The 14,686-nt window shown below is 67.6% G+C and carries 13 protein-coding genes; 6 read left to right on the top strand and 7 right to left on the bottom strand.

Annotation, left to right across the window (positions count from 1 at the left end; all coding sequences use genetic code 11):
• Nucleotides 1-133 precede the first annotated feature (133 nt).
• The 7 genes from KKR91_RS03375 to KKR91_RS03345 form a co-directional block, all read right to left on the bottom strand.
• Complete coding sequence (locus KKR91_RS03375) at nucleotides 134-808, bottom strand: N-acetylmannosamine-6-phosphate 2-epimerase (RefSeq protein ID WP_210229869.1); 675 nt, start codon at nucleotides 806-808, stop codon at nucleotides 134-136.
• Nucleotides 801-1,859, bottom strand: coding sequence for an ROK family protein (locus tag KKR91_RS03370; protein ID WP_210229866.1), 1,059 nt, complete (start codon nucleotides 1,857-1,859; stop codon nucleotides 801-803). Before KKR91_RS03370 ends, KKR91_RS03375 begins: the two co-directional genes overlap by 8 nt.
• A 2-nt stretch (nucleotides 1,860-1,861) precedes the next feature.
• Nucleotides 1,862-2,794 carry a dihydrodipicolinate synthase family protein gene (locus KKR91_RS03365; RefSeq protein WP_210229864.1) on the bottom strand — a complete coding sequence of 311 codons (933 nt, stop codon included), beginning with the start codon at nucleotides 2,792-2,794 and terminating at the stop codon, nucleotides 1,862-1,864.
• Between the two features lie 76 nt (nucleotides 2,795-2,870).
• Entirely contained in the window at nucleotides 2,871-3,698 is an 828-nt protein-coding gene (locus tag KKR91_RS03360; RefSeq protein WP_210229862.1) for an ATP-binding cassette domain-containing protein, read from the bottom strand.
• Nucleotides 3,695-5,866: a dipeptide/oligopeptide/nickel ABC transporter permease/ATP-binding protein gene (locus KKR91_RS03355; protein ID WP_210229860.1), complete on the bottom strand. Its 2,172-nt coding sequence runs from the start codon at nucleotides 5,864-5,866 to the stop codon at nucleotides 3,695-3,697. Before KKR91_RS03355 ends, KKR91_RS03360 begins: the two co-directional genes overlap by 4 nt.
• A gap of 3 nt (nucleotides 5,867-5,869) precedes the next feature.
• On the bottom strand, nucleotides 5,870-6,829 hold the full coding sequence (locus tag KKR91_RS03350; RefSeq protein WP_210229858.1) for an ABC transporter permease: 960 nt from the start codon (nucleotides 6,827-6,829) through the stop codon (nucleotides 5,870-5,872).
• A gap of 86 nt (nucleotides 6,830-6,915) precedes the next feature.
• Nucleotides 6,916-8,520: an ABC transporter substrate-binding protein gene (locus KKR91_RS03345; RefSeq protein WP_210229856.1), complete on the bottom strand. Its 1,605-nt coding sequence runs from the start codon at nucleotides 8,518-8,520 to the stop codon at nucleotides 6,916-6,918.
• Nucleotides 8,521-8,742: 222 nt separating this feature from the next.
• Here KKR91_RS03345 and KKR91_RS03340 point away from each other — a divergent pair, with 222 nt between their 5' ends.
• The 6 genes from KKR91_RS03340 to KKR91_RS03315 all read left to right on the top strand — a co-directional run bounded on the left by KKR91_RS03340 (nucleotide 8,743) and on the right by KKR91_RS03315 (nucleotide 14,686).
• Nucleotides 8,743-9,495 carry a FadR/GntR family transcriptional regulator gene (locus tag KKR91_RS03340; RefSeq protein WP_237687574.1) on the top strand — a complete coding sequence of 251 codons (753 nt, stop codon included), beginning with the start codon at nucleotides 8,743-8,745 and terminating at the stop codon, nucleotides 9,493-9,495.
• Nucleotides 9,496-9,515: 20 nt separating this feature from the next.
• On the top strand, nucleotides 9,516-10,283 hold the full coding sequence (locus tag KKR91_RS03335) for a glucosamine-6-phosphate deaminase (protein ID WP_210229854.1): 768 nt from the start codon (nucleotides 9,516-9,518) through the stop codon (nucleotides 10,281-10,283).
• Nucleotides 10,280-11,563 carry an N-acetylglucosamine-6-phosphate deacetylase gene (locus KKR91_RS03330; protein WP_237687468.1) on the top strand — a complete coding sequence of 428 codons (1,284 nt, stop codon included), beginning with the start codon at nucleotides 10,280-10,282 and terminating at the stop codon, nucleotides 11,561-11,563. Before KKR91_RS03335 ends, KKR91_RS03330 begins: the two co-directional genes overlap by 4 nt.
• 132 nt (nucleotides 11,564-11,695) lie before the next feature.
• Nucleotides 11,696-12,250: a TRAP transporter small permease gene (locus KKR91_RS03325; RefSeq protein WP_210229852.1), complete on the top strand. Its 555-nt coding sequence runs from the start codon at nucleotides 11,696-11,698 to the stop codon at nucleotides 12,248-12,250.
• Complete coding sequence (locus KKR91_RS03320) at nucleotides 12,247-13,521, top strand: TRAP transporter large permease (protein WP_210229850.1); 1,275 nt, start codon at nucleotides 12,247-12,249, stop codon at nucleotides 13,519-13,521. Before KKR91_RS03325 ends, KKR91_RS03320 begins: the two co-directional genes overlap by 4 nt.
• 142 nt (nucleotides 13,522-13,663) lie before the next feature.
• Nucleotides 13,664-14,686, top strand: a complete 1,023-nt coding sequence (locus KKR91_RS03315; protein WP_210229847.1) for a DctP family TRAP transporter solute-binding subunit — start codon at nucleotides 13,664-13,666, stop codon at nucleotides 14,684-14,686.

Raw genomic sequence — 14,686 nt, 5'->3', positions numbered from 1 at the left:
CGACACTGGACGAAACCAAACGGCACCAGCCCGACACTGGACGAAACCAAAGGGCACCACGTCAACACTCGACGATCTCGACGGAGCAGATCGCGGCCTGACCGCGTGGAGCTACCCTGGCTAACCCCCGGACCTAACCGGCCAAGGCGCCGGCAAACCAGCCGGTGATCGTGGTGGGGTGCGTGATCGCGGTCCCGACGACGACGGCGAACGCCCCCGCGTCCAGGCAGGCCCTGGCCTGCGCCGGGGTGTGGATGCGGCCCTCGGCAATCAGCGGCAGGCCCAGGTCCAGGGCGGCGATTTCGGTAATCAGGTCCAGGTCCGGGCCATCAGTTTTGGTCCGCTCGCCGGTGTATCCGGCCAGCGTCGTCCCGATCAGGTCCGCTCCGGCGTCGGCCGCGGCCTTGGCGTCCAGGGCAGAGCCGCAGTCCGCCATCACCAGGGCATCGGTCTGCGCGTGCAGGGCAGTGATCGTCTCCTCGAGGGTTCGGCCGTCCGGCCGCGGACGGCGGGTGCCGTCGATGGCCACGATGTCGGACCCGGCAGCCACGCAGGCCAGCGCGTGCTCCAGCGTGGGGGTAATGAAGACGCCGTCGGCGCCGTCCTTCCAGAGCCCGATCATGGGAACCTCCACCGCAACCCTGGTTTGTTCCAGGTCGGTTATCCCCTGGATCCGGACCGCCACTGCCCCGCCGGCGACGGCGGCCTGGGCCATCCGCGCCATGGTCCGGGGATCGCGCAGCGGCTCCCCCGGATAGGCCTGGCAGGAAACAATCAGCCGGGACTCCAGCATGGACAGGTCAAGCATGGGAATTCTCCTGGACGAATGGTGTGTCGGTGGCAGATGAGGTGTCGCCGGCGGATGGTGCGTCAGTGGCGGGTGCGCCGCGGTCAGGGGCAAGGCGGTCGAACGCCAGTTTCGCGGCACCGACCACGGCGGCATTGCCGCCAAGGACAGCCGGAACCACGGCCAGACCGGCCAGCGGATCCATGAGTTCGGCCCGCAGCGCTGCCTCGAACGGGTTCCACCACAGGTCCCCGGCCGCGGTCACGCCGCCGCCGATAACCACCATGGCCGGATCCAGCACGTTTGCCAGTCCGCCGACCGCCTGCCCGGCGGCCGCTGCACCCAGGCTGAACGCCCGGAGAGCCGCGGGCTCGCCGGCACCGGCCCGGGACGCGACGTCACGTGCCGAAACAGCGTCGCCGCCACTTTGCCGCCGGTACAAATCCAGGATGGCAGGGCCGGACGCCACAGCTTCCAGATGTCCCGCCCGGCCGCAGCTGCACGGCAGCGCCACCCCGCCGTCGTCGTACGCATAAGGCGAGGCAATGTGCCCGACATGCCCGGCCACCGCCCGCGCCCCCAACTGCGGTTCGCCGCCGACGATCAGCGACCCGCCGACGCCGGTGCCCACCGCCACCAACAGACTGGACGCTGCTCCGGCGGAGGCGCCCTGCCAGTGCTCGCCCAGGTTGTGGGCGTGCACGTCGTTGACGGCGAACGCGGGCAGCCCGGACTGCGCGGCCAGATATGCCGCCAGCGGTGTGCCGGCCCAACCGGTGAGGGAATCGGTGGCCGAAACCACCGACCCGTCCCGCGCATCAATCACGCCGGCTGCACCGATCCCCACGGCCACCGGTTCCAGACCGGCGTCCCGCGCCTGCGCCAGCAGGGACGCGATGAGCCCGACGGCGGTGGCCAGGATCGCTGCCGCACCGGCGGTGGCCGGGGTGGGGCGGGAGTCGGTCGCGTGCAGCGTACCGGCCGCGTCCACGATGCCGGCAGCGGTCTTCGTGCCGCCGAGGTCCACCCCGATCACGCAGCGCGTGGCCGAATCCACTCCTCTGGCCGGCATGCCTAGATCAGGCCGTTGCGCTCAAGGATGGTGGCGATGGCTGCGGTTTCCGGTTCGTTCAGCGCCACCATCGGTGCGGACATGACATTGGTATCGATGACGCCCATGAGCATCAGCGCGGTCTTGAACGCGCCCAGGCCGCCGGCGCCGCCGGAGACGCGGCCCGGTGTCGGGGTGTAGACAATGTTGAAGACGTCGGCGAGGCGGTCCTGCTCGGCCGCGGCCTGCAGGAAATCCCCGCTCTTCGCGGCGTCGTACAGCCGCCGGTAGCCGGCCGGATCCACGTTGCCCAGGCCCGGGACCACGCCGTCGGCACCGCCCAGCAGCGCGCCGTCAACCACAACTTCATGGCCCGTGAAGATCGAGAAGTTGTCGATGCCGCGGGCGCCCAGGCTGAGCTGCCGGAAGGAGACGTCGTCGCCGGAGGAGTCCTTGACGCCGGCGATCACGCCGTCGCGGCCGAGCTGGAGCAGCAGGTCCAGGGGCAGCTTGAAGTGGGTACGGACCGGCACGTCATAGGCGAAAAGCGGAACGTCCAGCGCGGCGTGGATGCTGCGGAAATGGGTGTCGGTTTCCCGTGCATCGGAGATCGCGTAGAACTGCGAGGTGACCACCAGCGCGTCCGCGCCGAGGCGGACCATCCTGGCCCCTTCCTCGATCACGCGGGCGGTGGTCTGCTCGCAGGCGCCCACGATCAGGGGCACCTGGCCGGCGTTGACCCCGGCGATGGTGGTGACTACCAGTTCGCGCTCGTCGTTGGTCAGGTACGGCACCTCGGCGGAGGAACCCAGGACAAACAGTCCGTGGACGCCGCCTTCGATCAGGTGCTTGGTCAGCCGGGTCAGGGACGCCGTGTCGATCCTGCCGTCGGCGGTGCGGGGCGTGACGACCGGCGGAATGACGCCGTGGAACTGGGGGGTGGGCTGAGAGGCCACAGATATCTCCAAAGTGCTGGTAATGGTTGGTGCGTTGTAGCTGTGCGGTGTTGCAGGGTGAAAATCAGGGGAAGGATCAGGGGTGCAGCAGGCTGGGCGCGGCGCCCAGCAGCTTGCGGGTGTAGTCGTCCTTCGGGTGGGTGAAGATCTGCTCGGCGTCGCCTTCTTCGACGATCCCGCCGTAGTACATGACGCAGATCCGGTCCGAAACATAGCGGACGGTCTGGATGTCATGCGAGATGAAGACCATGCCCAGGTTCAGTTCCCGCTTCAGGTCGGACAGCAGGTTCAGCACCTGCGCGCGGACGGAAACGTCCAGGGCGGAGGTGGGTTCATCGGCGACAATGACGGCCGGGTCCAGGGCCAGGGCCCGGGCAATGGCCACGCGCTGCCGCTGTCCGCCGGAGACCTGGTGCGGAGTGACCTCTGCGGCGGTGTAGGGCAGGCCCACCAGCGCCAGCAGGTCCTTTACCTTCGCGGCCCGGGAACGTGCGTCGCCGATCCCATGGACCTGCAGCGGGTCGGTGAGGATGTCCTGGATGGTCATCCGCGGGTTCAGGGCGGTGGACGGGTCCTGGAAGACGACGGCGACGTCCTGGCCGAAGCGTTTCCGATCCGCCGCGCGCCGCACGTTGACGGGTTTGCCATGGAACAGGACCTCCCCGGCGGTCGGTTCCTGCAGCCCGACCAGCACGGAGGCCAGCGTCGACTTGCCGCAGCCGGACTCCCCCACCACGCCCACGGTCTCGCCGCGGCGGACGGTGAAGTCCACACCGTCCACCGCCTTGACGATGTTGGGCCGGAAGATGGAGCCCGTGCGGGTGCGGTGGTGGACCTTGAGGCCGCGCAGCTCCAGGACGGGGGTGGCCGCGGGGATGGTCTCGGTGGACGCTTCGGTGCTCATGCTTGTCCTCCTGTACTGGCGGGAACGGGGGCACTCGTGCCGGCAGATGACAGGGTGGCACGCCCGTCGGGAATGGAATCCTCGAGGTGGCTGGCCCAGTAGTGCTCGCCCTCACCCACTCGGACGAAGGACAGCACCTGGTCCGGATCGGCGTCGGGACGCAGCGACCGCTCGGCGAAGCGGTCCCCGGCAGCGAACTCGCGCGGCGAGGGGACGGTGCCCTGGATCTGGTGCAGCCGGTCGGCGTCGGACTCGATCGAGAGCACGGCGCCGAGCAGGCCACGGGTGTACTCGTGGTGCGGGTTGCGCATCAGCTCGGAGGCACCGGCCGATTCCACCACCTGCCCGGCGTACATCACCGTGATGCGGTGCGCCAGGGAGGCGACCAGGGCCAGGTCGTGGCTGACGAACACCATGGCAAAGCCCAGTTCCTCGCGCAGTTCGTTGAGCAGGTCCACCACCTGTTTCTGGACGGTGACGTCCAGGGCGGTGGTGGGTTCGTCGGCCACCACGATCTTCGGCGAACGGGAGAGCGCCATGGCCACGAGCACGCGCTGGCGCTGTCCGCCGGAGAGCTCATGCGGGTAGCTCTTCAGCGTGCGTTCCGGATCCAGCTTCACCAGTTCCAGCAGTTCGCGCGGGGACTTCCGGCCGTTGCGGCGGGTGAGCTGCAGCAGCTGGTCCTTGATCAGCATGGACGGGTTCAGCGAGCTCAGCGCGTCCTGGTAGACCATGGCGATCTGCTCGCCGCGCAGGCCGCGGTACCGCTGGTCGCGGTCACGCTTGTCGTTGGTCAGCAGTTCCTTGCCGTTGAAGGTGATGGATCCGGACAGCACGGCGGTGGGCGGCAGCAGGCCCATGATGGCCAGCGAGGTGATCGACTTTCCGCAGCCGGACTCCCCCACCAGGCCCATGGTTTCGCCCTCGCGGACGGTGAAGCTGACCCGGTCCACAATGGCGGTGTCACCGTAGCGGCCCGGGAACCGGATGGACAGGTCGCGGACCTCCAGGATCACCGGGGCGTCGTCTGCGACGGGAGCCAGCCGGTCGGTGCGGCGGTTCTCGACGGCGGCGAGCAGCTGCAGTTCCTCGGCCAGGGCGGCCAGGGAACCGGGCCGGTTGATGAGGGTACCGGCGGCGCCGTCGGCCTCATCCACCACTGTGCCTTCGTCAGCGGCCGGCGGGGCGGGTACGACGGCGGCGCCGGCCGGGGCGGGAACGGCCACTGCGGCGGCGGCTTCCTTTGCGGCGGGAGCTTCCTTCGTCAGGGCCTCCTTCACCGGTGCACCGCGGCGCGGCCGCGGGTTCACCATGGCGTCGGTGAGGCCTTCGGCGAGGATGTTCAGCGCCAGGACGGTGAGCAGGATGGAGATGCCACCGAACGTCGTCGGCCACCAGGCTCCGCTGAAGACCACGTTCCGGCCGTCGGCCATCAGGTTTCCCCAGGAGGCGGACGGCGGCTGCACACCCGCGCCGAGGAAGGACAGCGAGGCTTCGAGGATGATCGCATCGGCCACCATGACCGTGGCGAAGACCAGCACCGGAGCTGCGGTATTGCGGACCACATGCTTGGTGAGGATGAACAGCCGGCCGGCGCCGATGACCCGCTCGGCCCGGACGTAGTCCTCGCCGTACTGGGCCAGCACATTGGCGCGGACCACGCGGGCCAGCTGCGGGGTGTAGACAATGGCGATCGCGAAGATGATCACCGGAACCGTCGAGCCGAAGAGGGCCACCGAGTGATCCTTGAGCGCGAAGAGCAGGGCGGCGGCCAGGGCGATGCCGGGGAAGGCCATCATGATGTCCAGGACCCGCATGATGCCTTCGTTGACCCATTTGCGGGAGGTCGCGGCCAGGGCGCCGAGGACCGCGCCGAGGATGACGGCCACAATCACCGACCCCAGGCCAATGGCGGCCGAGACCCGGGCGCCGTAGAGCAGCCGGGAGAACACGTCGTAGCTGGACCCGTCGGTGCCCATCAGGTGCTCGCCGCCGGGCGGCAGCACCGGGGCGCTGGATTCGTTTTCGCCGAACGGGGCGAGCCCCGGACCGGCGACGGCGACAAAGGCCACCAGGAGCAGGAAGGCCACGGCGAGCTTGGAGCTGAAATTAAGGGAGGTGAAGCGGGCGCCCGAGGTGGCGAGCCGCTCAGCGAGTCCGTTGCGCATGGGTTATACCGTCCGGATCCGGGGATTGATGAGTACGTAGAGGACATCCACCAGGATGTTGACGATGACGAAGGCGACGGCGATGGTCAGCACCGCGCCCTGGACCAGGTTGGTGTCCGAGGTGTTCAGCCCCACGATGATCAGGTCTCCCATGCCGTTGAGGCTGAAGATCTTTTCGATCACGACGGCGCCGCCCATCAGGTAGCCGATCCGCAGGCCCAGCACGGTCACCGGGGTGACCAGCGCGTTGCGCAGTACGTTCCGGGCCACCACTGTGCGGTAGGGAACGCCGTTGCCGATGGCCGTGCGGACGTAGTCGCGGTCCAGTTCCTCAACCATCGAGGTGCGCACCACGCGGATCAGGGACGCGGAAACCGGCAGGCCCAGGGCCAGGGCCGGAAGGGCCATGGAATAGAGCCAGCCGACAAAGCCGTACTGGTCGGCCCAGGCCAGGCCGCCGGTGGGGAAGATCGAGCCGGCGGGCAGTGCCAGCCACTGGATGAGCAGGATGGCCAGCCAGAAGGACGGCGTGGCAATCGCGGCGATGGAGAAGATGCGGATGGCCTGGTCCGGCCAGCGGTCCCGGTACAGGGCACTGGTAACGCCCAGGACAAGGGCCAGGAACACGGCCAGCAGGATGCCAAGCAGGGTCAGCTGCAGCGTGACGGGGAAGGCAGTGGCGATCTTGGACGCCACCGATTCCTCGGGCGGGTTGGTGAACCCGAAGTCCAGCCGCACCACGCCGCCCAGGTAGCGCAGGAACTGCACCAGGAGCGGGTCGTTCAGGCCCCGGTCCTCGCGGAAGGCTTCCTTGGCCTCTTCGCTGGCGTTTTCGCCCAACACTGCGGTGGCCCGGTCCGCCGGGATCACGGACAGGACGATAAAGACCATGATGGTCACGCCCAGCAGCATGAACGGCAGGGCTGCGAGCCTGCGGCCCAGCAGGCGCATTAGTGTAGCCATGTTTCATTTCTCCAAGTGGTGCGGGTCCGGCCCTGCCGGAGGCGGGGCTGTCGAGGGGGATCTCCCCCGCCTCCGGCGGATCGTGCTTACTTCCGGCCAACCCCGACGAACGAGAGTCCGGTGGTCGGGAGCGGCTCGAAGCCGTCCAGCGTGCCGCCGTCCCAGGCCGTGGGCAGCTGCCGGTGGAACAGCGGGTACAGCGGGGCCTCTTCGGCCACGATGTTGACCACCTCGGCATGCACCTTCTTGGCCTCGTCCGGGCCCAGCTGCACTGCCTTATCCAGCTTCGCCTGGACATCGGCGTATTCCGGGGTTCCGGCCCAGGCCATGCGGTTCTTGGCCCAGGTGTCGCCGCGGTAGAACCAGCTCAGCAGCAGGTCGCCGTCGTTGCCGAAGACCGAGGGATCACCCGGAGCCACCAGGACGTCGAAGTTCTGGCCGCCCACCTTTTCCGGGGCGTACACGGCTGCGGACTGCAGCGGCTCCAGGGTGGTGGTGATGCCGATCGCGTCCCAGTTTTCCTTGATCAGCGGCGTCACCCGGGTGACCCAGCCGGTGTCGGTGGAGGTCAGCGTGATGGTCAGGTTCTCGACGCCGGCTTCCTTGAGCAGCGCCTTGGCCTTTTCCGGATCGTAGCCGTAGACCGTGGACGCCTCGCTGTAGGAGGGGTGCCCCTTCTGGAAGTACGAGGTGGCTGCGGCGGCGTTGCCCAGCAGCGCCTTCTTGATGATGTCCTCGGTGTTGGTCGCGTAGTGCAGCGCCTGGCGGACCCGCTTGTCGGCGAACTTCTCCGAGACGCAGTTGAACATCATGAAGAGCAGGCCGAAGGACTGCACGGAATTGACGTCGAGCTTGGCCTTGAGCTGGTCCACGTCGAGGTACGGGATGTCCTCGATGGCCTGCGTGCGGGACGGTACCGAGGCCACGCGGGCCGCGGGGTCGGCCAGCAGCAGCCAGGTCATGTCGGTGACCCGGGCCGGGTAGGAGCCGTTGTATTCCTCGAACTTCTTGAAGACAATCCGGTCTTCCTTGACCGCTGAAACAAACTTGTACGGTCCGCTGCCCACCGGGGCCAGGTCGAAGGCGGCCTGGTTGGAGGCCAGGGCCTTGGGAACCACCTTGACCACGGAGATGCGCGGGCCGAATTCAGCGAAGGGGTACTTCAGCTTGAACTCCACTGCGTCGCCCTGGGCCGTGACCGAGGCGATGAAGGGGACAAAGCCGGCCATCAGGGACTTGTTGGCCGGGTCCAGTACGCGCTGGAAGGAGTAGACGACGTCGTCGGCGGTGACGGGATCGCCATTGTGGAAGGTTGCACCCTTCCGGAGCGTGACGCGGTAGGTGGTGTCGTCGACCTTTTCCGGTTCAGCTGCGGCGAGGGCCAGGTACGGCTTCCGGGTGGCCGGGTGCAGTTCCGTCAGGCCTTCGAAGATATGGAGGTTGGCGGCTACCGGTGTGGCTCCGCTGGCCGTCATGGGGTCAAAGCCGGTGGAGAGTGAATACGAGATGCCGGCTTCGATGGAATCAGCGGCAGCGGCTCCGGTGCCGGTTGCTGCGGGGGCGCCCCCGGGGCTGCAGGCTGCCACGGAACTGGCAAACGCGGCAGCAGTGCCGAGGACGCCGGCGATGCGGAGGAAATCACGGCGGCTTGAGCTCCGGATAAAACCGGTGCCCTCTGAGGTTGTGCTCATCAAGGTGCCTCACCATTCGGGTGTGCGGATCATCGGACGTAGGACATCCCATGCGGGGTGATTAGACTGTAAGCTGTATCACAGGACCGGGTCAAGCAGTGGTTTTCCGTGACTATCCAAGACGCAGTGGCGAGGCACCTGCGCCCTCTCCTGTGATTCGCCGCTCGACGATACACCGCTTCCGAAGGAGCTCCGATTTTGGTGAACGACACCGCGCCGAAGATTTCCGGCGATGCTGCACCTGCCCCCGCCCCGGCCCGCCCGGCGGCCGCGCCGCGGTTCAGCGCGCAGGCCCGGCTCGCCGCCCTGCAGAGCGACATCATGGACCTGATCCTGGACAGCAACCTGGCAGCCGGCAGCCCGCTGCCGACCGAAGCAGAGCTCTGCGCCGCCCTCGGCGTGGGCCGGAACACCCTGCGTGAATCCCTGAAGGTCCTGCAGGCACTGGGCGTGGTGGAGATCCGGCACGGCTACGGCATGTTCGTGGCCCCCACCAATTTTGACGCGCTGACCGCCGGGCTGAGCTTCCGCGGGCGGCTCTCGCTGCGGCAGCAGGGCAAGGAGGCGCTCGAGCTGGTGGATGTCCGGCAGACGCTGGAATCCGGTCTGATCGGAGCGGCCATGACCCTGATGACCCCCGAGCATCTGGCCCGGATCGAGGCCACCGTGCAGGAGATGGAATCGCTGGCAGACCAGGGCCAGGCCCTGGCCGCGGTGGACTCCGAGTTCCACCGCCAACTGTTCGAACCGCTGGGCAACGAACTGCTCACCCATCTCATGTCCGTGTTCTGGGATGTCTACAGCCGGATCCACGCCGAAGCACGCGTCAAGGTCACCAGCCTGCACGCCACCGCGCGGGTGCACCGCGAGATTTTCGATGCGGTCCGGGCCGGTGACCAGGCGCTGGCCTCCGTGCGCCTCGACAGGCATTTCGACGGCATCCGTGAAGCCATCGCCGATCTGGTCAGCCGGTGATCGGGGTGCAGGAAGACCGCATGAGCCTCGCGGTTCTCGACACTCCGCAGGCAGCCGGGGCAGCAGCCGCCGCCGTCGTGCAGGAGTGCGTGCAGGCCAAGCCCGACGCTGTCCTGGGCTTCGCGACGGGCTCTTCACCGTTGCCGCTCTATGACGCCCTGACCGGTTCCGGCGTGGATTTCTCCCGCATCCGCGGCTTCGCGCTGGATGAGTATGTGGGACTTGACCCGGGTGATTCCCGCAGTTACGCGGCGGTGATCGAGTCCGAGGTGGTGCAGCGGCTGGGGCTGCAGCCCGGCGCCGTGCGCCTGCCCGATGTTGCCGCCGCCGATCTGGAAGCCGCAGCCCGGGACTATGAGCAGGCGATCCGCGACGCAGGCGGCGTGGACCTGCAGATCCTGGGCATCGGCCACAACGGCCACCTCGCCTTCAACGAACCCGGGGCCGCACTGGATTCGCGTACCCGGGTGGAAGAGCTGGCCGAGCGCACCCGGCGTGCCAATGCCCGCTTTTTCGATTCCCCGGACCAGGTTCCCACGCTGTGCATCACCCAGGGCCTCGGCACTATCCTGGAGGCCGGACACCTACTACTCATTGCCCATGGAGCAGACAAGGCGGACATCATCGCCCGCGCACTGCAGGGCCCGGTCGATACGGACTGTCCCGCCTCCGCGCTGCAGCTGCACCCCCGGGTGACCGTAGTGCTGGACCGCGCCGCCGCCGCAGGGCTGGCGGGACACGGATTCGGCACTCCCGGTACGCAAGGCACTCCCGGGCCGACGTCGTGACCCAGCCTTCCGGCCCGCCCGTCACTGTCATCCGCGGCCGGGCGCTGCTTGGATCCCGGATCGTTTCGGACAGCGCGGTTGCCGTTGCCGGGGCCGGCATCCTCTATGCCGGGCCGGAGGCCGGGCTGGCCTCCGGTCTCGCCGCCGAGCTGCCCGGCGCGGGTGCCGGCACCCTGAACGAGGTGCAGCTGGCGCCCGGGCAGCTGGCCGTTCCCGGGCTGGTGGATCTGCACTGCCACGGCGGCTACGGCACCGATTTCCCGTCTGCCGATGCCGCTTCCGCCCGGACCGCCCTGCGCCGGATGCATGCCGCTGGCACCACCACGGTGCTGGCAAGCCTGGTCACGGCTGCGCCGGACGACCTGTTGTCGGGGCTGGAAGTGTTCGCCGGGCTGGCCGAGGCCGGCGACGTAGCCGGAGTCCATCTGGAAGGCCCCTTCCTCTCCACAGCCCGCTGCGGGGCGCAGGATCCCCGTTGGCTGCGCGCCTTCGACCCCGATTTTGCCGGCGCACTGCTGGCGGCCGGCCGCGGCCAGCTGCGCACCATGACGTATGCACCCGAGCTGCCCGGTGCCCACGAGCTGGTGGACCTGCTCACCGCCCACGGTGTGGTTCCGTCCCTGGGACATACCGCTGCCGCCGCGCACGACGCCGGCGCCTCCCTGGCGCGGGCTGCTGCCGGACTGGCGTCGGCCCGGGCATCCGGGGACCCGGATCTGGCAATGTCCGGGTCGGTCGCATCCGGCCCGGCGGTCCCCACTGTCACCCATCTTTTTAACGGCATGGACCCCCTTCACCACCGCTCCCCCGGGGCCGTCGCCGCCGCGCTGCGGGCTGCCCGGGCCGGGAAGGCAGTGGTGGAACTGATCGCCGACAACGTCCATCTGGACCCCTATCTGGTCGCCACCATGTTCGAGCTGCTGGGCGCAGGCAACATCGTCCTGGTCACTGATGCCATGGCCGCCGCCGGCCTGGGCGACGGAACCTACCGGCTTGGCCCGGCCGAAGTCCTGGTGCAGAACGGCGTGGCCCGTTTGGAGTCCGGGGCCATCGCCGGCGGCACGGCCAGCATGCTGGACCTGGTCCGGAACGCCGTAACGGCCGGGGTGCCGCTGGAAGCCGCCCTGCGTTCGGCCACCGAAGTTCCGGCCCGGGTGCTGGGTGCTTCAGGGAAGATCGGCACGCTCGCTGCCGGCGCCACCGCCGATGTATTGCTCCTGGATGCCGGCTTGCAGGCCACCGCGGTCATGCGCCACGGCGTCTGGATTTCCGAGGGGTAGCTCGTCCGCCGGACCGCCCGCCGGACCCTCCAACAAAACGACATAGTGCGCCTTGATCGAAATGTGATTTGTCCCACTATGTAATAACTAGTACGTTACTCCGCAGTAGGCAGTAGTCGACAAAGGAGTCACGTGACGGATCACCCACCCCGGCCGCGCGCATCGCGCGGCCGATGGCAGAGTTTCAACGTTTGGATAACCCGCATTGAGATGGCCATCGGCGCGGTGTCGCTTCTGATCATCCTCACCATGGTGTTCCTGCAGGCCCTCCAGCGGTATTTCCCCGGCGACGGATTCGCCTGGACCGGCGAGCTGGCCCGCTTTGCGCTGATCTGGCTCACCTTCGCCGCAGCCGGAGTGCTGGTGTCCAACAACGGCCACATCGCCCTGGAGATCATGGACTCCGTCCGCAACCAGAACGTCGTCCGCTGGGTCCAGGTCTTCGCCCTCACCGTCGTGGCAGCCACCGGCGTCGGTCTGGCGGTCGAGGCCGTCAACCTGATCGATTCACAGCAGATCATCAAGTCCCCGGTCCTCCGCGTCCCGATGTCCTTCGTCTATATTCCGGTGCTTATCGGCGTCATCAGCATGTCCATCCGCGCCGTAATCGCTGCCGTGCTGGTCGCCAAGAACGGGCCCATGCTCACCGAATACGACAGCGATGAAGGCCCGGAGGTGCTCGCATGATGCTCGCCCTGCTCGGCCTCGCCATCGCGGTGCTGCTCGTCCTGCGGGTACCCGTGGCCATCGCGTTCCTCGGCCCGTCCCTGGTGTACATGATGGCCAACAACCACTCCCCCGGCAGCGCCCTGCGCGAAGTCGCGAACGCTGCCGACAGCTTCCCGCTGCTTGCCGTGCCACTCTTCATCCTGCTCGGGGCCCTGGCCAACCATGCCGGGATCGCCGACCGGTTGTTCCGCTTCGCCATGGCCGCCTTCGCCTCGGTCCGCGGCAACCTCGGTTACGTGAGCGTGGGCGTCAGCCTCGGCTTCTCCTGGATGAGCGGATCGGCCGTTGCCGATGCCGCAGCCCTGGGCAAGGTCGAAATCCCCGCCATGCTGCGCAACGGCTACAGCCGCCGGTTCGCAACCGGCGTCGTCGCCTCCTCATCGCTGATTGCGCCGGTGATGCCGCCGAGCATCCCGGCCGTGATCTTCTCCGGCCTCGCGGCGGTCTCCACCGGCGCCCTGTTCGCTGCTTCCGTCATCCCGGCCCTGCTGATGACGCTCGGCCTGGGCATCGTCGTCTTCTTCCTGGTACGGCGCCAGCCGAACATCGTGCGCGGAAAGTTTGACCGTGAGGAGTTCATGGCGTCCCTGAAAGGCGTCGTGCTGCCGCTGCTGGCACCGATCATCATCCTGGGCGGCATCCTGGGCGGAATCTTCACCCCCACCGAGGCCGCCGCCGTCGGCGTGATGTACATGCTGCTGCTGGGCCTCATCCAGCGGACCCTCACCTGGAGCGGACTGGTCGCAGCCATCAAGGAAACCGTCCTGACCACCTGCGGCATCATGCTTATCGTCGCGAGCGCATCCCTGTTGGGCTACATCCTGGCGCGGGAGCGGCTGCCGCAGACACTCACAGAGGCCATGTTCGGGTTCACCGATAACCCCACCGTGTTCCTGGCCCTGGTCGTCCTGCTGGCCCTGGTGCTGGGCACCGTTATCGACGCCACCGCCATCCTCGTGCTGGTCGTGCCCATCCTCATGCCGATCGCCATCCAGTACGGCGTGAATCCGATTTCGTTCGGCGTGCTGCTGATCATCTCCCTGATGATCGGCCTGCTGACACCACCGGTGGGAACAGTGCTCTTTGTGGTCTCCGCCGTGTCCAAGACCCGGATCGGCGAGGTGTTCCGCGGCTCGCTGCCGTTCACCATCCCGTTCCTGGTGATCGTTGTCCTCATCGTCTTCTTCCCTGACGCAGTGCAGCTGCTGCCGAACATGCTGGGGCTGTGAGGCCGTGAAACAAGACCGTGAAACGCGCCGTGAAACAAGGTCGATGACTGACCGCAAAGAGCCTGCGGGACCAATCCCCGCACCCCGAAACACCCGTTCGGCACCGACGCCGGGAGGTTCCACGATGGAGAGGAACAAGACAATGAATGCACGACGAACAAAGCGCGCAGCCTGGACTGCCTTGGCCGCTGTGCCGGCACTGATGCTGGTGGGCTGCTCCGGCGGCGGATCAGGGACAGAAGCCGGCGGGGAAACCCGAGAGCTTACGCTCGCCCACAGCTACAACGAGGAGCAGCCGCAGCACCGCTGCGGCGCCCAGGTCATCGCTGATGAGGTTGCTGCTGCGGATGTCGGCCTGACGGTCGAAATTTTCGCATCCAGCCAGCTCGGCGGCGATGCAGACCGGATCTCCTCCGTCGCTGCGGGCGACATCGACATCGACATCCAGGGGGCATCCGCGCTGGGCGCGGTGTATGAACCCATCAGCGTGCTTGACGCTGCCTATGTCTTTGAAGACGCCGATCATCTGGCTGCGTTCATGGAAAGTGAGGAATCACAGACCGTGGTTGACGGCTTCGCTGAGGCAGCCGGCGTACAGACCCTCGGGGCCTGGTCCGCGGGAGCCCGCCAGTTCACCGCCAACAAGCCCATCACCGAACCGGCGGATCTGGAAGGACTGCGGATCCGCTTCCCCGGTTCGCCGCAGTTCCTGATGAATGCCAAGGCCATGGGTGCCTCAGCCACCGAGGTGGCCTATGAGGAGCTGTACCTTGCCCTGCAGCAGGGTACGGTCGACGGCCAGGAAAACCCCATCACGAATATCAAGTCCCAGAACCTCGCCGAGGTGCAGGACTACCTGAGCATGACCAACCACCAGCTGAACACCAACCTCGTCATTGCCGGCCCCGTCTGGAACGAGCTTTCCGAAGAGCAGCAGACCGCCCTGAACGCAGCGGTGGACAAGGCAGTCGGGGAAGTGACCGAATGCATCGCTGCCGACGAGGAAGCCACCCTGGCTGAATGGAAGGAAGCAGGCGATTGGGAAATCGTCGAGGATGTGGACACCGAGGCCTTCCGCAGCGCCGCCCTCGAATACCTGGAGGGTGAGTACAGCGGCGATTCGCTCGCCGTCTTTGAATCAATCCAGGCAACAGCAACTAACTAG

Source organism: Arthrobacter jiangjiafuii (assembly GCF_018622995.1).
Lineage (GTDB): Bacteria > Actinomycetota > Actinomycetes > Actinomycetales > Micrococcaceae > Arthrobacter_B > Arthrobacter_B jiangjiafuii.
The sequence above is the reverse complement of the archived record's forward strand: the minus strand, read 5'-3'. Positions and strand labels throughout refer to the sequence as shown.